Annotated in this window: 21 protein-coding genes; 12 read left to right on the forward strand and 9 right to left on the reverse strand. The window is 77.8% G+C overall.

Annotation, left to right across the window (positions count from 1 at the left end):
- Window positions 1–3: 3 nt before the first annotated feature.
- A complete protein-coding gene (locus ACRYMY_RS00585) occupies window positions 4–1,119 on the forward strand; it encodes a diguanylate cyclase domain-containing protein (protein ID WP_432545312.1) in 1,116 nt (371 codons plus the stop codon).
- A gap of 40 nt (window positions 1,120–1,159) precedes the next feature.
- Here the strand turns inward: ACRYMY_RS00585 and hisC are convergent, their stop codons facing one another.
- A complete protein-coding gene (hisC, locus tag ACRYMY_RS00590; protein ID WP_432545313.1) occupies window positions 1,160–2,245 on the reverse strand; it encodes a histidinol-phosphate transaminase in 1,086 nt (361 codons plus the stop codon).
- A 212-nt stretch (window positions 2,246–2,457) separates the two neighbouring features.
- On the opposite strand from hisC, the gene ACRYMY_RS00595 reads away from it, so the two are divergent.
- Both ACRYMY_RS00595 and ACRYMY_RS00600 read left to right on the forward strand, forming a co-directional pair.
- Window positions 2,458–2,967 (forward strand): flavin reductase family protein, encoded by a 510-nt coding sequence (locus tag ACRYMY_RS00595; RefSeq protein ID WP_432545314.1) that lies wholly within the window; start codon window positions 2,458–2,460, stop codon window positions 2,965–2,967.
- A 29-nt stretch (window positions 2,968–2,996) separates the two neighbouring features.
- Entirely contained in the window at window positions 2,997–3,524 is a 528-nt protein-coding gene (locus ACRYMY_RS00600) for an NADPH-dependent FMN reductase (RefSeq protein WP_432545397.1), read from the forward strand.
- Here ACRYMY_RS00600 and ACRYMY_RS00605 read toward each other — a convergent pair.
- On the reverse strand, window positions 3,485–5,095 hold the full coding sequence (locus ACRYMY_RS00605) for a hypothetical protein (protein ID WP_432545315.1): 1,611 nt from the start codon (window positions 5,093–5,095) through the stop codon (window positions 3,485–3,487). The genes ACRYMY_RS00600 and ACRYMY_RS00605 overlap by 40 nt on opposite strands.
- On the reverse strand, window positions 5,092–5,388 hold the full coding sequence (locus ACRYMY_RS00610) for a hypothetical protein (protein WP_432545316.1): 297 nt from the start codon (window positions 5,386–5,388) through the stop codon (window positions 5,092–5,094). Before ACRYMY_RS00610 ends, ACRYMY_RS00605 begins: the two co-directional genes overlap by 4 nt.
- Window positions 5,389–5,545: 157 nt before the next feature.
- On the opposite strand from ACRYMY_RS00610, the gene ACRYMY_RS00615 reads away from it, so the two are divergent.
- The 5 genes from ACRYMY_RS00615 to ACRYMY_RS00635 are packed head-to-tail and all read left to right on the forward strand — an operon-like array spanning window position 5,546 to window position 9,726.
- Window positions 5,546–6,349, forward strand: coding sequence for a fructosamine kinase family protein (locus ACRYMY_RS00615; RefSeq protein ID WP_432545317.1), 804 nt, complete (start codon window positions 5,546–5,548; stop codon window positions 6,347–6,349).
- Window positions 6,346–6,948, forward strand: coding sequence for a molybdenum cofactor biosysynthesis protein (locus ACRYMY_RS00620; RefSeq protein ID WP_432545318.1), 603 nt, complete (start codon window positions 6,346–6,348; stop codon window positions 6,946–6,948). The genes ACRYMY_RS00615 and ACRYMY_RS00620 overlap by 4 nt, the downstream gene beginning before the upstream one ends.
- A 52-nt stretch (window positions 6,949–7,000) precedes the next feature.
- Entirely contained in the window at window positions 7,001–7,201 is a 201-nt protein-coding gene (locus ACRYMY_RS00625) for a hypervirulence associated TUDOR domain-containing protein (RefSeq protein ID WP_432545319.1), read from the forward strand.
- Window positions 7,202–7,256: 55 nt separating this feature from the next.
- Complete coding sequence (gene purB, locus ACRYMY_RS00630) at window positions 7,257–8,687, forward strand: adenylosuccinate lyase (protein WP_432545320.1); 1,431 nt, start codon at window positions 7,257–7,259, stop codon at window positions 8,685–8,687.
- Window position 8,688: 1 nt separating this feature from the next.
- Window positions 8,689–9,726, forward strand: coding sequence for a zinc-binding dehydrogenase (locus ACRYMY_RS00635; RefSeq protein WP_432545321.1), 1,038 nt, complete (start codon window positions 8,689–8,691; stop codon window positions 9,724–9,726).
- A gap of 137 nt (window positions 9,727–9,863) precedes the next feature.
- Here ACRYMY_RS00635 and ACRYMY_RS00640 read toward each other — a convergent pair whose 3' ends face one another.
- Entirely contained in the window at window positions 9,864–10,652 is a 789-nt protein-coding gene (locus ACRYMY_RS00640) for an SDR family oxidoreductase (protein WP_432545322.1), read from the reverse strand.
- Window positions 10,652–11,014 carry a nuclear transport factor 2 family protein gene (locus tag ACRYMY_RS00645; RefSeq protein WP_432545323.1) on the reverse strand — a complete coding sequence of 121 codons (363 nt, stop codon included), beginning with the start codon at window positions 11,012–11,014 and terminating at the stop codon, window positions 10,652–10,654. Before ACRYMY_RS00645 ends, ACRYMY_RS00640 begins: the two co-directional genes overlap by 1 nt.
- A gap of 78 nt (window positions 11,015–11,092) precedes the next feature.
- Here ACRYMY_RS00645 and ACRYMY_RS00650 point away from each other — a divergent pair, with 78 nt between their 5' ends.
- Entirely contained in the window at window positions 11,093–11,887 is a 795-nt protein-coding gene (locus tag ACRYMY_RS00650) for a MerR family transcriptional regulator (protein ID WP_432545324.1), read from the forward strand.
- A 43-nt stretch (window positions 11,888–11,930) separates the two neighbouring features.
- On the opposite strand, the gene ACRYMY_RS00655 is transcribed toward ACRYMY_RS00650, so the two are convergent.
- Window positions 11,931–13,376: an FAD-dependent oxidoreductase gene (locus ACRYMY_RS00655; protein WP_432545325.1), complete on the reverse strand. Its 1,446-nt coding sequence runs from the start codon at window positions 13,374–13,376 to the stop codon at window positions 11,931–11,933.
- Between the two features lie 159 nt (window positions 13,377–13,535).
- Between ACRYMY_RS00655 and ACRYMY_RS00660 the strand changes: the two genes are divergently transcribed.
- Window positions 13,536–13,733, forward strand: coding sequence for a hypothetical protein (locus ACRYMY_RS00660; protein ID WP_432545326.1), 198 nt, complete (start codon window positions 13,536–13,538; stop codon window positions 13,731–13,733).
- Here ACRYMY_RS00660 and ACRYMY_RS00665 read toward each other — a convergent pair.
- Window positions 13,715–14,563 carry a LuxR C-terminal-related transcriptional regulator gene (locus ACRYMY_RS00665; protein ID WP_432545327.1) on the reverse strand — a complete coding sequence of 283 codons (849 nt, stop codon included), beginning with the start codon at window positions 14,561–14,563 and terminating at the stop codon, window positions 13,715–13,717. The genes ACRYMY_RS00660 and ACRYMY_RS00665 overlap by 19 nt on opposite strands.
- 193 nt (window positions 14,564–14,756) lie before the next feature.
- Here ACRYMY_RS00665 and ACRYMY_RS00670 point away from each other — a divergent pair, with 193 nt between their 5' ends.
- Complete coding sequence (locus tag ACRYMY_RS00670; protein WP_432545328.1) at window positions 14,757–14,921, forward strand: hypothetical protein; 165 nt, start codon at window positions 14,757–14,759, stop codon at window positions 14,919–14,921.
- A gap of 295 nt (window positions 14,922–15,216) precedes the next feature.
- On the forward strand, window positions 15,217–15,417 hold the full coding sequence (locus ACRYMY_RS00675) for a hypothetical protein (protein WP_432545329.1): 201 nt from the start codon (window positions 15,217–15,219) through the stop codon (window positions 15,415–15,417).
- An 89-nt stretch (window positions 15,418–15,506) separates the two neighbouring features.
- Here ACRYMY_RS00675 and ACRYMY_RS00680 read toward each other — a convergent pair whose 3' ends face one another.
- Window positions 15,507–15,920, reverse strand: a complete 414-nt coding sequence (locus tag ACRYMY_RS00680) for a hypothetical protein (protein ID WP_432545330.1) — start codon at window positions 15,918–15,920, stop codon at window positions 15,507–15,509.
- Between the two features lie 52 nt (window positions 15,921–15,972).
- A complete protein-coding gene (locus tag ACRYMY_RS00685; protein ID WP_432545331.1) occupies window positions 15,973–16,482 on the reverse strand; it encodes a putative immunity protein in 510 nt (169 codons plus the stop codon).
- Window positions 16,483–16,590 lie beyond the last annotated feature (108 nt).

The following is a 16,590-nucleotide window of genomic DNA, read 5'->3' on the forward strand; positions in this document are numbered from 1 at the left end:
GGTGTGAGCGTCCAGACGTGGCGGCGGGTCCTGCGCGCCTCCCGCGCGCCGGGCTGGCGCGCGCTGCGCGTGAGCGCCTTCACCGCCTCCTACCTGCTGTGCGTCCTGTTCGCGTGGTGGCTGGCGGGTGTCCTCGACGCGCCGCGGGCGAGCCTGGGCAGCCAGCTGCTCGTGTGGGGCGTGGCCACCGTCCTGTTCACCGACGACGTGCAGGACCTCGTCGCGGGGCGCTCGCCGCACCGGCGCGTGGTGCTGCGCCTCGTGCTGATCTCAGCCGCGCTGGCCGTGGCGGCCGCCTCGACCGGACTGCCCTTCGTCTACCCCTTCCTGGCCGCGTCCCTGGCCGCGCACGTCGCCCAGCGCGAACCGGGTCCGCGCACCACCGCGACGGGAGTGGTGACCACGGTCGTCGGCACCCTCGCCGTCGAGGGCGCCGTCCACGCCGGGTGGCTGTGGCTCACCCTCCCGCCGGCGCTGTCGCACCTGGCCGCGCTGGTGCTCCTGACACTGTCGCTGTCGGTGCTGCTGAGCGTCACGCGCCTGGCGGCGCGGGAGCGCCGCGCCGCCGCGGCGCTGGCCGTCGAGCAGCGCCGGCGCCACGACGAGCTGCTGCACGCGGCGCTGCACGACCCGCTGACCGGGCTGCTCAACCGCCGCGGCGCCGGCGAGGCGCTGAGCGCCGCCGTCCGGGCCGCGAGCCCGCGGGAGCCGGCCGCCCTCGTCTACCTGGACCTCGACGGGTTCAAGCTCGTCAACGACGTGCACGGCCACCAGGCCGGCGACCGGCTGCTGGTGGAGGTCGCCGCGCGCCTGGCGGCCGCCGTCCCACCGGGCGCGGCGCTGGCACGCACCGGCGGTGACGAGTTCGTCGTCGTGCTGCGCGGGCCCGGGGCCGCGGCGCCCGCGGCGCTCGCGGAGCGGCTGCGAGCCTCGCTGACCGCGCCCGTGGCCCTCGACGGGTCCGGCAGGACCTGCGGCGTCGGCGCGAGCACCGGCACCGCGGTCGCGACCGGCCCGGTCGACCCCGAGGACCTCGTGCGCCGCGCGGACGCGGCGATGTACGAGGACAAGCGCCGCCGGCGCGCCACCGCCGGGACCGCGGTGCGGCTGCCGGGCTGAGCCGGGGAGCCGGGCGGGGTCCGTCGCCGCGGCACCCGCCTCAGCGCAGGCCGGCGGCGACCTCCAGCAGCCGGTCGTTGGCGGCGGTCTCGGCGACGGTGACGCGGATCCCGTCGCCGGCGAAGGGGCGCACCACGAGGCCCTCCACCGCGAAGGCGTCGGCCAGCTCCAGCGCCCGCTCCCCCACGGGCAGCCACACGAAGTTGCCCTGCGCGTCCGGCACGTCCCAGCCCTGCGCGCGCAGCCCGCCGAGGACGCGGCGGCGCTCGGCGGCCAGGGCCGCGACGCGCTCCATCAGCTCGGCCTCCGCGGCCGGGCGCAGGGAGGCCACGACCGCGGCCTGGGCCACGCCCGAGACCCCGAAGGGCGTGGAGGAGCGGCGCAGCACCGAGGCCACCCGCGGGTCGGCCAGGGCGACGCCGACGCGCAGCCCGGCCAGCCCGTACGCCTTGGAGAAGGTGCGCAGCACGACGAGGTTCGGGTACCGGCGCGACAGCTCGACCCCGTCCGGCACGTCGGGGTCGTCGACGAACTCGCGGTACGCCTCGTCGAGGACGACGAGCACGTCCCCGGGCACGCGGTCCAGGAAGTCCGTCAGCTCACCGCTGCGCAGCGCCGGGCCGGTGGGGTTGTTGGGCGAGCACAGCACCACCAGGCGCGTGCGGGGGGTGATCGCCGCGAGCATCGCGGGCAGGTCGTGCCGGGCCTCGGCGGTCAGCGGCACCTGCACGGCGGTCGCCTCGGCCAGGGCCGCGGTGACGGGGTACGCCTCGAAGGAGCGCCACGCGTAGACGACCTCGTCGCCGGGGCCGCACGTCGTCTCGGCCAGCTGCGCCAGCAGCCGGACGCTGCCGGTGGCGGTGACCAGCTGCTCGGCCGGCACGTCCCAGCGCCGCGCGACGGCCTCCAGCATCGCCGTGGCCGCCGGGTCCGGGTAGCGGTTGAGGTCGGCCGCGGCCTCGGCGACGGCGCTGACCACGCTCGGCAGCGGCGGGTAGGGGTTCTCGTTGGAGGAGAGCTTCCACACCCGCAGCCCCTCCCGCGCGAGCGCCGGCTTGCCGGCGACGTAGGCGGGGACCTTCTCCAGGTGCGGCCGCAGCCGCGGCGCGGACGGGGTGCTGGGCATGGCCCCAGGCTAGGGCGCGGCGGCCGGCGGCCGGCGGCTCACCCGCGCCCCGCCAGCGCCCCGCCCGTCTGCTGCCGGGAGCGGCGCGGGGGTGCACGATGGGCCCAGCACGGGCCGACGGGGCGGGTGCCGGTGGTGCGTGCCGTCGGCCGCGCTCCCCGGTACCGGGCCGACCCTGCCCCTGCCTGCCCCTCCAGACGCGGACGGACCTGATGCCTGAGCTCATCGACTACTCCGACGACCCCAAGGCGCTGTTCGCCACCTTCGCGCTCTTCCCCTCGGGCGTGGCGGCGCTGTCGGCCGTCGTGGACGGCGCTCCCGTCGTGCTCGTCGCCTCCTCCTTCCAGGTGGGCATCTCGGCCAAGCCGCCGCTGGTCCTCGTGGCCGTGCAGCACACCTCGACGAGCTGGCCGAAGCTGGCGGCGGTGCCGCGCATCGGGGTCTCGGTGCTCGGGGAGGCCCACGACACGGCCGCGCGGCAGATGGCGTCCAAGGCGGGCGACCGGTTCGCGGGGATCGCGACGACGACCACCCCGGAGGGGTCCCTGTTCGTCGACGGGGCGCCGGTGTGGCTGGAGTGCAGCGTCCACTCGCAGTTCCCCGCCGGCGACCACGACGTCGTCCTGCTGCAGGTGCACAAGATGGCCACGGACGCCGACCTGGAGCCGCTGGTGTGGCACGGCAGCGGGTTCCGGGCGCTGCAGCCGCGGGTGGGCGCGTGAGCGCGGCCGGCGGACAGGGACCGCCCGCGCTGCGCACGGGTGTGGTGGTCGGCAACCCGAAGCCGGCCTCGCGGACGCTGGCCGCGGCCGTGCGGGCGGTGGAGCTGCTGTCCGGGCGCGCGCCCGACCTCGTGGTGGACGTGACCACCCTCGGCCCGGGGCTGCTCAGCTGGGGCGACGAGGCCGTCGGGCGCGCCGTCGAGCAGGTCGGCGCGCTGGACCTGCTCGTGGTGGCCAGCCCCACCTACAAGGCCACCTACACGGGTCTGCTGAAGCTGTTCCTGGACCGCTTCGCCGGCGGGGAGGGGCTGCGCGACGTGACCGCGGTGCCGCTGATGCTCGGCGCGGGCCCCGCGCACGCGCTGGCCGCGGACCTGCTGCTCAAGCCGGTCCTGGCCGAGCTGGGCGCCGCGCTGCCCGCGCCGGGGCTGTACCTGCTCGACACGGAGGGCGCGGGCTCGCCCGCCCTGGAGGCGTACGCCGAGCGCTGGGGCCCGGTGCTGCGGGCCGCGGCCGCTCACGGTGCGGCCGCTCGCGGCAGCCGCTCGGCGGTGTAGTCGAAGACCTGCACGCGGGCGCCGGGGCGGTCCCAGAACAGCGCCGCGGAGTCCCGGAACGCGACCAGCGCGGGGTCGTCGCTGCGGTCGGCGAGCGCCGCCGTGGCCACGTAGGCGGAGGAGGCGTGCGCCGCCAGCGGGTCCGGGCCGCCGGACGCGCCGGTGTCGCGGCGCACGACCGTGCGGCTGTCCGACGCCGGCGCGTCGGCGCCGTCGAGGGCGGGCACGACGTCGTCGACGTGCTCCAGCGACAGGACCCGCACGTCCGCCGGGACGGCGGTGGTGTCGGTGGGTGCGCCGGCGGTGACGACGTGGGTGATCGTGAACTCCCGCCGCACGGCCGGGTCGGCGGCGACGGCGGAGACCGTCAGCCCTCCCTGGCTGTGCCCGGCCAGCAGCACCGGCTCCCCCGGCGCGGCCCCGGCGGCCCGCAGGGCCTGCACGACGGCGCCCGCGGTGGCGGTGTCCTGCCCGGCCACCGCGCGCACGTTCGTCGTCAGGTCCATCGGGTTGGCCCCGGGCACGGGGCCCCACTCCTGGGTGCCCGGCACCGCCACGGCCCACGCCACCTCCCCGCCCGCGCCGGTGACGCGCTCGACCCGCAGGGACCCCGGCGGCGGGGTCGTCGCCCCCGGCACCCGCCCGCCCAGGCTCTCCCGGCCCGGCGGCCAGCCCGTCGACTGCTGCGCCACCCCGTCGAGCAGCTCCGCCAGCCCGGCCGCGGGCCGCACGGGTGCCGCGCGCCCGGCCACCGGGCGGACGGCGACGGCGTCGGTGCGGCGGCCGCCGCCCAGGGCCCCGGCCAGCCCGCCGGCCGCGACGACGGCGCCGGCCACCCCCGCGACGTCGTCGTCCGCGCCGGGCGCCAGCACCTGCGCGGCCGCGCCCAGCAGCGGCTGGCGCTGCTCCGCGGCGGCGACCAGGTGCGGCGTCAGCGCGACCACCTCGCGGGTGAGCCCGGGGTGGGCGGCGAACACGTCGACGGCCAGGGCGCGCGCGTCGTGCTCGGCGTCGGCCAGCTGCTCGCGGGCGGTGTCCACGGCGAGGCGCTCCAGGCCGGCCGGGTCCAGGGCGCCCGCCCGCGCCTGGCGCACGGCCTCGGCCGCGACCGCGCCGGTGACCACGTCCACCCGGCGCAGGGCGTCGGCGGCCACGACGGCGGCGGCCCCGACCGCCAGGCCCGGCGCCGCCTCGACGACCAGCCCGGCGGTGGCGCGCCGGGCGGCCGCCACGGCGGCCCCGGCGGCCTCCTCCCCGACGCGGTAGCGCAGCGCCGCCAGGCGCAGCCGGCCGGCCAGCGCGAGCGTCTCCGCGGCGGCCGCGGGGGCGCTGCGCGGGCCGAGCAGCAGGTCGTGCACCGCCGCGGCCAGGACCCACGCCGAGGCGGGCGCCGCGGGGGCGCTGACGAGCAGCTGCGGCGAGGCCGCCCAGCGGACCGCGTCGGCGGCCAGCAGCACCAGCTCCTCGGCCGCCGCGCCCAGCGCGGCCGCCGTCCCCTCCAGCAGCGCGGGGTCCACGGCCGCCGGGCCGCCGGTGCTGACGTGCAGCGCACCGGCGCGGCCCGCGCTCACGCGCCGGTCCCCACCGCGGCGGCGTGGGCGCGCGCGGCCGTCGCGACGTCCTGCCACGCCCGCGCGAGAGCGCGCGCCGCGGTCTCCCGCTCCGCGGCCCGCCCGGCGAAGGCGGCCGCGGCCCGCCCCTGCCACCCGGCGCCGCCGTCCGCGGCGAGCGCCCGCAGCCGCTGCGCCACGACGTCGGCGCGGTGGGCTCCGTGGTCGGCGCGCACGGCCAGCGCCCGCACCTCCTCGGCCAGCTCGACCCGCAGCCCCGCCCCGGCACCCGCCGCCACGTCCACGCCCGTCACGCCCGTCATCCGCCCGCACCCCGTCCTCGCCCCGACACCCGCGGGACGCTAGGCAGCGGGCCGGCCCCGCGGCGGGCCCGCGGGCAGCGGGCTGTGGACGGGCGGGACCGTCGGCGGCCTGTGGGTCCGGCGGCGCGGCCGCGCGGCGCCGGGCAGCATGGGCGCCGTGAGCGCCAGCCCCGACCTGCACGTCAAGCGGCTGCCCGCCGCCCACCGCACCCCGGGCGCGCTGGCCGCCGAGGCCGCCGGGCTGCGCTGGCTGGCCGCCGCGGGCGGCGCGGCCGTGGTGCGGGTGCACGCGGTGGACGAGGACGAGCTCGTCCTGGACCGGGTCGTCGAGACGCGGGCCACCCCGGCCGCCGCCGAGCGCTTCGGGCGCGACCTGGCCCGCACGCACGCCGCCGGCGCCCCCCGCTTCGGCGCGCCCCCGCCCGGGGTGGAGGGCGACGCGTGGATCGCCGCGCTGCGGCTGCCGATGACCCGCGAGGGCGAGGACCTGCCCTGGGGCGCCTTCTACGCCCGGCACCGCCTGCAGCCGTACCTGCGCGCCGCCCGCGACGCGGGCACCCTGGACGCCGACGACGTCGCCGTCGTGGAGCGGGTGTGCGCGCGGCTGGAGGACGGCGACGAGGCCCTCGTCGCCGGCGGCGAGCGACCCGCGCGGCTGCACGGGGACCTCTGGTCCGGCAACGTGCTGTGGTCCGCGGACGGCGCGGTGCTCATCGACCCGGCCGCGCACGGCGGGCACCCGGAGACGGACCTGGCGATGCTGGCGCTGTTCGGCGCCCCGCACCTGGACCGCGTCCTGGCCGCCCACGCGGAGGCCGCCGGCACGCCGGGCGGGTGGCGCGAGCGGGTGCCGCTGCACCAGCTGCACCCGCTGCTGGTGCACACCGTCCTGTTCGGCGGCGGGTACGCGGCGCAGGCGGTGCGCGCGGCGAGCGCCTGCGCGGCGCTGTGAGCGACCCGGCCGGCGCCCCCGCCGCCACCGGGCTGCCGCACGCGGCGCGGGTGGAGCTGCTGCACCTGCTCGTCTCGCCCGAGCACGCCTACTTCGGTCGCCCCCGCGACGGGGCCGCCGACGTGCCGACCACCGACGCCGACGAGGTGGAGGTGGTGGCGCGCAAGGGGATCGTCGGGGACCGGTTCTTCGGCAAGGCCGCGCACATGGACGCCGCGGTCACGTTCCTGGCGGTGGAGGCGTGGGAGGCGGTCGCCGCCGACCTGCGGCTGGGTGCCGTGCCCGACCCGCTGCTGGCGCGGCGCAACCTCGTCGTGCGCGGGCTGGAGCTGGACCCGCTGCGGGGCACCGAGTTCCTGCTCGAGACGGCGGCCGGGTCGGTGCTGTTCCACGGCGGGCGGCCCGCGAACCCGTGCGCGTGGATGGACCGGGTGGTCGCCCCCGGAGCGCACCGGGCGCTGCGCGGGCGCGGTGGGCTGCGCTGCACGCCGCTGACGAGCGGGCGCCTGTCGCGCGGGGCGGCGACGGTGCGCTCGGCCGTCCCGCTGGACGCGGCGCGCGCCGGCGAGGCGGTCCTGCGGCGGGTGCCGCTGCCGTGAGGCCCGCCCGCGCCGGGGTGCGCACCGGGGCGGGCGGCGCCAGGGTGGGCCCATGGTGAAGAAGGGCGACCACGTCGAGTGGAACACCTCCCGGGGGAAGACCGGGGGAGAGGTCGTCGACCGCGAGACCGACGACTTCGAGCTGGACGGCAAGCAGCGCCGGGCCTCCGACGACGACCCGCAGGTCGTGGTGGAGAGCGACAAGTCCGGCAAGCGGGCCGCGCACAAGGAGTCCTCGGTCGACAAGGCCTGAGCAGGGCCCGGGCGGCCCGGACGGGCGGCGGGGGCGGCCCGGCCCGCGTGGGACCATGACGCGCGTGACGGAGCCCACCACCGCCGACGTCCCGACCGACCCGCGGCCCGCCGACCTCGGCGAACCCGCCCTCGGCCCCCTCGACGGCCGCTACCGGCGCTCCGTCGCCCCGCTGGCCGAGCACCTGTCCGAGGCGGCGCTGAACCGCCGCCGCGTGCACGTCGAGGTCGAGTGGCTCGTGCACCTGGGCACCCACGACGTCGTGCCGGGCGTGCGGCGCCTGACGGGCGACGAGGTGGCGTTCCTGCGCGGGTTGCCGCTGGCGTTCGACGCCGCGGCCGTGGCCGAGCTCGCCGAGATCGAGCGCGTCACCGTGCACGACGTCAAGGCCGTGGAGTACTGGGTGAAGCGGCGGCTGGAGGGCACGTCGCTGGCCGACGTCGCCGAGCTGACGCACCTGTTCTGCACCAGCGAGGACGTCAACAACCTCTCCTACGCGCTGATGGTGCGCGACGCCGTGCGCCTGGTGTGGCTGCCCGCGGCGACCGCCCTGGCCGACGACGTGGCGCGGATGGCGCACGAGCTGCGCGACCTGCCGATGCTGGCGCGCACCCACGGCCAGCCGGCCACCCCCACCACGCTCGGCAAGGAGCTGGCGGTCCTCGCGCACCGCCTGCGCCGCCAGCTGGACCGGGTGGCGCGCGCGGAGTACCTGGGCAAGTTCAACGGCGCCACCGGCACCTACGCCGCGCACCGCGCCGCCGTCCCCGGCACCGACTGGCCGGCGGTCTCGCGGGAGTTCGTCACCTCCCTCGGCCTGACGTGGAACCCGCTGACGACGCAGATCGAGTCGCACGACTGGCAGGCGGAGCTGTACGCCGACGTCGCCCGCTACGGCCGCGTGCTGCACAACCTGTGCACGGACGTCTGGACGTACATCTCCTACGGGTACTTCGCGCAGGTGCGCGGGCAGGGCACCGTGGGGTCCTCGACGATGCCGCACAAGGTGAACCCCATCCGGTTCGAGAACGCCGAGGCGAACCTGGAGGTCTCCGGCGGCCTGTTCCGCGTGCTGGAGGAGACGCTGACGACCTCGCGCCTGCAGCGCGACCTGACGGACTCCTCGATGCAGCGCAACATCGGTGTCGCGTTCGGACACTCGCTGCTGGCGCTGGAGAACGCCCGCAAGGGCCTGGCCGGGCTGGACGCGGTGCCGCAGGCGCTGGCCGCCGACCTGGACGCCACGTGGGAGGTGCTCGGCGAGGCCGTGCAGTCGGTGATGCGCGTGCACGGGCTGCCCGAACCGTACGAGCGGCTCAAGGAGCTCACCCGCGGCCGCAAGGTCGACCAGGCCAAGCTGCGCGAGTTCGTCGCCGGCCTCGGGCTGCCCGCCGACGAGGCCGCGCGCCTGGCGGACCTGACCCCCGGCGCGTACACGGGCGACGCGGCCGCGCTGGTGGACGTCCTCGACGCACCCCGCGCCTGACGTGCGCGCGGTCCTCGTCGAGGGCTTCGGCGCGCCGGCCCGCGTGACCGAGGTCCCCGACCCCTCCCCCGCCCCGCACGGCGTGGTCGTCGCCGTCGAGGCGACCGGGGTGTGCCGCAGCGACTGGCACGCCTGGCAGGGCCACGACGAGGACGTCGTCCTGCCGCACGTGCCCGGGCACGAGCTGGCCGGTCGCGTCGTCGCCGTCGGGCGCGACGTGCGCCGCTGGCGGGCCGGGGACCGGGTGACGACGCCGTTCGTCACCGCGTGCGGGACGTGCCCGGAGTGCGCGGCCGGGCAGCAGCAGGTGTGCCGCGAGCAGACCCAGCCGGGGTTCACCGGGTGGGGCTCGTTCGCGGAGCTCGTGGCGCTGGACCACGCCGACACGAACCTCGTCGCCCTCGGGGAGCGCCCCGCCGCGGCGGCCGCGGCGCTCGGCTGCCGGGTGGCGACGGCGTTCCGCGCCGTCGTGGACGTCGCGCGGGTGCGCGCCGGGGAGACCGTCGCCGTGCACGGCTGCGGCGGGGTGGGCCTGTCCGCCGTCGCGGTGGCGGCTTCGTGCGGGGCGCGCGTGGTGGCCAGCGACCCCTCGCCGGCGGCGCGGGAGCTGGCCCGCCGCTTCGGCGCCGCCCACGTCGTGGACCCGACCGCCGTGGACGTGGTGGAGGCCGTCACCGACCTGACCGGCGGCGGCGCGCACGCCTCCCTGGACGCGGTGGGTCTGGCCGCCACGTGCGAGGCGTCGGTGCGGTCGCTGCGCCGGCGCGGGCGGCACGTGCAGGTGGGGTTGCTGCCCGCCGCGTCCGGGCGCCCGCTGGTGCCGATGGACCGCGTCGTCGCGTTCGAGCTGCGGGTGCTGGGCAGCCACGGGATGGCCGCCCACGACTACCCGCGGCTGCTGGAACTGGTCGACGGCGGGGCGTTCCCGCTGGCGGAGCTGGTGACGCGGGAACTGCCGCTGGCCGACGGGCCGCGCGCGCTGGCCGAGGTGGGTTCCGCCGCCGCGGCCGGGGTGACGGTGCTGCTGCCGGGTCCCTGACGGGGACACCCGCCGGCCCCGGCGGGTGGGAGCTCGAGCTCCCGGTCCCCGGCGTGTTGCGACCGCTCGTGAGGTGCGGCCGCTGCCTCGCTCGACCGGGGCGGCGACGACGGTCCCGGCGCCGCCCCGTCGTCGGCTCAGACGGTCGGGACCGTGCCGCCGTCGATGACGTACTCGGCGCCCACGATCGCGCTGGCACGGTCGGAGACGAGGAACCCGACGAGGTCGGCGACCTCCTCCGGCTGCGCGAACCGTCCCAGCGGAACTCCTCCGAGGGAGTCGAAGACGCTCTGCTCGGCGGCCTCGCGGCTGAGCCCGTTGCCTCCGGCGATCCGGTCGACGAACCGCTCGTAGGCCTCGGTCTGGATCCCGCCGGGGCTGACGGCGTTGACGCGCACCCCGCGGGGAGCGAGTTCGTTGGCCAGTCCCTTGCTGTAGGTGCGCAGCGCCGCCTTGGCCGCCGCGTACGCCAGGGACGCGTCGTACAGGGGCTGCTCGCGCTGGATCGAGGTGAAGTGCAGCACCACGCCCGAGCCCGCCTCCACCATCGCCGGCAGCAGCGCCCGGTCCAGGCGCACCGCGCCCAGGAGGTTCAGGTTGATCTCGGTCAGCCACTGCTCCTCGGTGATGACCGCGAACCCGCCGGCCGGCGTCGAGGCGCCACCGACGACGTGCACGAGGACGTCGAGCGCGCCGACGGCTCCGGTGGTGCGGTCCGCCACGAGCTGCACGCCCTCGACGGTCGAGGTGTCCGCCGCGATGAACCGGTCGGGGCGGTCGTACCCCTCGGGCATCGTGCGGGCCGTGGTCCACACGTCCGCGCCCATCTCCCGCAGGCGGGCGACGACGGCCCGCCCGGTGCCCTTCGACCCACCCGTCACCAGCGCGCGCCGGCCGTCGAGGCGGTCCTTCTCGTCGGTGCCCATCACGCCGCCCCGTGGTTCGCGATGACGAGCTCGGCCACGAAGCCGCCGCGCAGGGTGAACCGGTGGTCGAGGTCGGCGGTACCGCCCGGGAAGGTGCCTTCGAGCCGCAGGGTCACCACCCAGTGATCCTCGTCCACGCGGTGGACGGCGGTCGGCTCGGTCGTGTACTCGAACTCGGCGCCGGCGTCGCGCACGAAGGCGTGCACCGCGTCACGGCCGCGGAAGGTCTCGCCCTGGTCCACGACCACGACGTCGTCGGTGAGGAGCGCGGTGGCCGCGTCGGCGTCGTGGACGGTGCTGGCGGCGAGGAAGTCGCGGACGGTGGTCGGGAGGGTGCCGGACCCGGTGTCGGTGGGTGTCATGGGGGAACCGTGCGGCCTCGTGCGGGCGGAGGGTCAAGCTCTGGACCCTCCCCCCGGGGGAGACGTCAGACTGACCGGGTGCTGACCATCGGGGAGTTCTCGCGGCTGACGCACCTGAGCGTGCGGACCCTGCGCCGCTACCACGAGGGCGCCCTGCTGGAGCCGGCCGTGGTGGACGAGGCCACCGGTTACCGCTACTACGCCGTCGAGCAGATCCCGACCGCCCAGGTCATCCACCGCCTGCGCGAGCTCGACGTCCCCCTGGGCGACGTCCAGCGCATCCTGCGGACGCCGGACCCCGGTGTCCGCTCGGCCCTGGTCGCGGATCACCTGCAGCGCCTGGAGGAGCAGCTGGACCGCACCCGGACCGCGGTCACCTCGCTGCGCCGGCTGCTCCGGCCCGACCCCGCGCCGATCGAGGTCGAGCTGCGCGCCGAACCCGCCCGCACGGTCGCGGCGGTGGAGGCCGTCATCGCCCACGGCGACGTCGAGGCGTGGTTCGCCGGCGCGGTGGCCGAGCTGGAGGCGGCCGTGGGTGACCGCGCCAGCGGGCCGCTGGGTGGCACCTACGACGACGCGCTGTTCGAGGAGGGCCGCGGCCGTGCGCTGGTCCACCTGCCGACGGCCGACCCGCCGCGCACCGGACGGGTGCACGCCGCGACCCTGCCGGCCGCGGAGCTCGCGGTGACCGTCCACGTCGGCGAGCACGACGGCGTCGAGGTCACCTACGGGCAGCTCGGCACCTGGGTCGTGCGGAACGCGATGTCGGTGGCGGGGCCGGTGCGGGAGGTCTACCTCGTCGGACCGCGGGACACGAGCGATCCGGCCGCCTGGCGCACCGAGATCGGGTGGCCGGTGTTCCGCGTGGCCTGAACCGGGCCCCGTCGCGGGGGCGGTGGGACGCGGGACGCGCACCTCAGGGTTCCGCGTCGCCCGCCGCGGCCGGGACGGCGGTGCTCCTGGGACCTTCGGGAACTCCGGGTTCCACCGGCGGGGTGGGCCCGGGGCGGGGCAGGCGCCGCGCCCGCAGCGACCGCCACAGGACGCCCGGCGCCAGCAGCCTGGCGGGGTGCTCGAGCATCTGCGTGACGTCGTCGAGGACGCGCGCCACCACGGGGTCGACGACGGTCGCGTCCACGACGAGACCGAGCAGCCCGGCGGCCACGCGTTCCGGGCCACGCGGCCGGACGCCGGTGCGGGCGCGGTCGCCGCCGGTGGACACCGACCACGCCGCGTCCACCACCACCCGCTGCAGCTCGAAGAAGCGGCGGGCCGGGGCGTCCAGGTCGGCACCGGAGCGCAGGAACATCGACAGGCAGGACGCGTGCAGGGCCGCCGAGGACATCCCCTGCCCGTACACCGGGTTGAAGGAGGACACCGCGTCGCCCACGGCCAGCAGCCGCGCGGGCAGGCGGGCGGCCGCGGTCCAGTCCCGGCGTCGACTGTCGCCCTGGTGGTGGGTGACGACGTCGCCGAGCAGCTCGTTCGACGCTACCCGCCCGAACGGCGCGGGGAGCTCCCGGCGGCAGAGCCGGACGAGGTCCTCGGCGGTGCTGCCGGGGCGGGTGCCGTAGCCGGCCAGGACCAGGATCCACCGGTCCCCCTCCACCGGGGTGAACGCGGCGCTGCTCACGTCGCTGCCGGTCCCGGGGCTCACGAGCGCCGCCGCCAGGCCCACCGCGTGCTCGCCGGGTGGACGCCGGAACAGCGCGGTGGCGTAGTCGATGCCGGTGGCCTGCCGCGTCAGCGGCGGCGCGTCCCACCCGGCCGCGGCGAGCTGGTCGGGGACGCGGCTGGCGCGCCCGCTCGCGTCGACGACCAGGTCACCCGCCTCGCGGAACCCCACGCCGCCGGACTTCCCGCGCACCGCGCGCACCGCACCGCCGGAGACCTCCAGCCCGGTGGCGCGCCCGGTGCGGAACTGCACGTTCGGCAGGTCCCGCACGAGCTCGCGCACCTGGTGCTCCAGGAAGGGCCGGGTCGCGCACAGCACCTGCGAGACACCGGGCTTGCCGACGCCGTCGGTGTAGAGCGCCTGCTGCGCGGGCAGGACGCGCTGGGCGCCGGCCGCGACGGCGCGGTCGGCGAAACCGGGGAACCACCGCTCCAGCTGCTGCGCGCCACCGCGCAGCAGGGCGTGCACCTGCCGGCCCTGCGGCACGCCGCGCCGCGCGACCGGGCCGGTGTCCAGCGGGTCGCGCTCGACGACGACCACGCGCTCGGCGTGCTCGGCCAGCACCCGGGCGGCGAGCAGACCCGCGACGCTGCCGCCCAGCACGACGGCCCGTTCCAGGCGGACGGGGTTCCCGGTGGGTCGGGCGGGAGAGGAGATCGTGGCGAACGTGCGCGCGGCCGACGTCATGGGGCTCCCCCTCCGTGGCGGTGCGGGGCCCGGCTCGGAGCGGTTCCCCCGCCTGCGCGGGAGTGTAGTGACGCGGCGGCGGGCTGTGACGGGTTCCGGGGAGGTCCCCGGCCGACCCGGAAGGGAGCGGCGGCAGCGCGCCGCCCCTACCGTGGTCGCGTGGACGGGACCTGGGGGACGGACCCCGCGCGGGGCGGACCTCAGCGGTTCGTCAGCGCCGACGTCCTGCGCGCGATCTTCGCCGACGCCCCGCTGACGGCCGAGCAGGCCGACGCGTGGAAGCGGGACATCAGGGGCGCCTTCGACGACGAGCTGGACGACCCCTGGACCCGGGCCCCTCACCGACGGGAACCGTGACCGGAGCCGTCCTCCCGGCCACCCACCACGCCGAGGCGGTGCGCCGCCTGGAGCAGGGACGTGGTGCCGAGCTTGGCGTTGACGTGCTCGAGGTGCTTGTCGATCGTGCGCGCGGAGATGCCCAGCTCCCGCGCCACGGTGCGCCGCGCGGCCCCGCTCAGGACGGCGTCGAGCACCTGGCGTTCCCGGGCTGTCAGCGCGGCGACGTCCGGGGCGTCCTCCCGGGCGGAGCCGGGGCGCTCGCCGGGACGTCGGCCGCTGCCGGTCCGCAGCGCGCGCTCGAGCTCCCGGCGCAACCGGCTGGTGCGCGCGAGGGTCGTCTGGGCGGCGGCCACCGCCCGCCACACCCGCTCGACGTGCTCGCGCTCGCCGGCGGAGAAGGCCCGCCCGTCGCGTCCGACGCCGAACCCGGTCACGGCGCGGCCGGGGCGCACCTGGACGGGGAAGCACAGCTGCTCTGTGATGCCCACCGCCTGCCGCACCACCCGGTACGGGTGCGAGCGGCGCCACCGCGGGGACAGCTCCTCCGGTCCCAGGACCGCCGCCGCACCGCCGCTCAGCTGCCAGCGGGCCACCGGGTGGGCGACCGCCCACTCCGCGGGTTCCAGCACCAGCAGCCGCTGCTCCGCGCCGTGGTCGGGCCACACCCGCACCCGGCAGGTGACCGCGTCGTCGAGGGCCATCACCTGGAAGGACACCTGCTCGGCGATCCCGGAACCGAGGAGGCACGCGGCGACCGCGTCCACGGGCAGGTCCGCGGCGTCCGCGGCGACGGCCTCCAGCAGGGCTGCCCGCAGGTCGTCGAGAGCCCGGACCCGGCGCTGCTGCATCGCTCACCCCGCACGACCGGCCGGCCCGCTGCACGGGCCCGCTGCGCTGCCTCACCCGCCCAGCACGGTAGTCGCGCGCGTACGTGATTTCACGCATGGAAGGACACCGGACCCGCGCGCACCCTGTGTCCCCACGGCACTGCGGCGAGCGCACGGCACGCCGGACGGCCGGCGGGACCCGGAGGAGGGGCCGATGAGGAAGGACATCCGCTGCCGGCTGGGGGTGCACCGGTGGCGCGACGTGTGGGACGAGCGCGGCCGGCACGTGTGCCTGGTGTGCGTGCGCTGCGGACGGGACACCGAGGACACGGAGGCCGTCCAGCGGCTGTCGGGGACGTTCCCCGGGCTGCGCCTGTGACACCTCCCCGCCGGGGTCGCACGACGGGGACGAGGAGACCGCACGGGGACCGTGGAGGTGGTCGGGGTGAGGAACCTGCTGTGCCGGCTGGGACGCCACCGGTGGACCGAGCAGCGCACCGAGGACGGGGAGACCTGCCTCGTGTGCTCGCGCTGCCACCGGGACGGGCCGGGAGCGTGGGACGTGAGCTCGGTGAGGGGTTCCGCGGAAGCGTTCCGGTGGGGTCAGGGCGGCCCGACCGGGTTCGGCCCGGGGATGTGACGGGGGTCCGCGAGGAGCCCGAGAGGAGGAGGCCGTGAGACCGCTGCGGTGCCTGGTGGGCCTGCACGCGTGGTCCACCGGGCGCACGGAGGACGGTCAGCTCTTCCGCACGTGCACGAGGTGCCGCGTGGACGAGGGGGATCTGCCCGACTGCGAAGTGGTCCCGCTGTCCCAGCGGGACGCGAGGAGCCAGTTCTTCGACCGCGGCGGGGGCGGTTTCGGCTCGACCTCGTGACGCTGGGGTCGGCGGAACTCCCTGCCGTCGTGGCGGTGAGGACCCCCTCCGGTGGGGCCGGGCGGTCCACAGCGCCGGTGACGGATGCCTCACCTCTCCAGGAAGGTGACGTCGCCGACGCGCGCGCGTCCCGCCCGGCGGACCAGCCCGGTGCCCAGTTCCTCCGCGAGCCACCACGCGACCTCCTGCGCCCACTCCTGCGGGGAGTCGACCGGGAGCCCGGTGCTCACCCCCGGCGGCGACCCCTCGTCCCCGGACGCACCCCCGGGTTCCAAGGCGAACGCGACGCCGTACAGGCACGGGTCCTGCCGCCAGCGCAGCAGCACGACGACGTGGTCCACGGCGTCCGCGCCGTCCGGCCCGGGCGCGCGGGGCGGAGGTTCTCCGGGCAGCGCGGCCCGGACGTCCAGTCCGGCGAACCCCGCGGTGACCGCCCCCTCACCGAGGAGCCGTTCGCGCAGCGCCCGGACGACCACCTCGCCCGTCCACGGGAAACCGCTCACGGCCGCAGCCTCGCACGAGCGGGCGGCGGTGGATCCGCGTCAGGGGTTCCCGTCAGTCGTCGAAGGCGGACCAGCAGATCGCGCTGCGCCGGGCCTGGTCCTCGAGCACCAGGACCCGGACCCGCTCCGGCAACCGGTCGCGCTGCCAGTCGCGTTCGGCGCGCCCGGCAGCGGGACCGTCCACGCCCACCGCCCGCACGGCCTTGACCGCGTACGCGGCGGCGCCGAGGTCGTGCTCGGGAACGTGGGGGACGCACGCGGCCTGGCCGGCGGCGTACGCGGCCCAGCGGGCCGCCCCCCGCAGCGGGCGGGCGGCGCCCATCGCGTGCCCGCCGCGGGCGCGGGCCTCCGTCATCCGCAGGTCGCCGCGGGCCCAAGCGCGCGCCGCCTCGAGGGCCTCGCGCGGCCGGGGGTCGGACGGGTTCTCGTCCTCGAACAGGGGCAGGACGTGCTCGGCGCAGTCCGCGGCCCACAGCGCCAGGAGCCGGTGGTCCTCGTCGCTCAGCGTCCCGCCGCGGCGGACCGTCACCAGACGCGGGTCGCGGACCTCCGGCAGGATCACGGGACCAGGGTGCCAGCACCGGGTGCCGGGTTCCTCCCGTCGCAGGAGGTCGTGAGAGCACCGCGACGTCCGAGGCTGGCAGGAGGCCCCGGAGCAGTGCCAGGCTCG

Origin of the sequence: Kineococcus haloalkalitolerans, from assembly GCF_050871905.1 — a bacterium.
GTDB lineage: Bacteria > Actinomycetota > Actinomycetes > Actinomycetales > Kineococcaceae > Kineococcus.

Coding starts and splice junctions, on each gene's coding strand:
- ACRYMY_RS00655 (WP_432545325.1), bottom strand. CDS start 13,376: ATGACGTCGGCCGCGCGCACGTTCGCCACGATCTCCTCTCCCGCCCGA.
- ACRYMY_RS00670 (WP_432545328.1), top strand. CDS start 14,757: ATGAGGAAGGACATCCGCTGCCGGCTGGGGGTGCACCGGTGGCGCGAC.
- ACRYMY_RS00625 (WP_432545319.1), top strand. CDS start 7,001: ATGGTGAAGAAGGGCGACCACGTCGAGTGGAACACCTCCCGGGGGAAG.
- hisC (WP_432545313.1), bottom strand. CDS start 2,245: ATGCCCAGCACCCCGTCCGCGCCGCGGCTGCGGCCGCACCTGGAGAAG.
- ACRYMY_RS00640 (WP_432545322.1), bottom strand. CDS start 10,652: ATGGGCACCGACGAGAAGGACCGCCTCGACGGCCGGCGCGCGCTGGTG.
- ACRYMY_RS00645 (WP_432545323.1), bottom strand. CDS start 11,014: ATGACACCCACCGACACCGGGTCCGGCACCCTCCCGACCACCGTCCGC.
- ACRYMY_RS00615 (WP_432545317.1), top strand. CDS start 5,546: ATGGGCGCCGTGAGCGCCAGCCCCGACCTGCACGTCAAGCGGCTGCCC.
- ACRYMY_RS00595 (WP_432545314.1), top strand. CDS start 2,458: ATGCCTGAGCTCATCGACTACTCCGACGACCCCAAGGCGCTGTTCGCC.
- ACRYMY_RS00665 (WP_432545327.1), bottom strand. CDS start 14,563: ATGCAGCAGCGCCGGGTCCGGGCTCTCGACGACCTGCGGGCAGCCCTG.
- purB (WP_432545320.1), top strand. CDS start 7,257: ATGACGCGCGTGACGGAGCCCACCACCGCCGACGTCCCGACCGACCCG.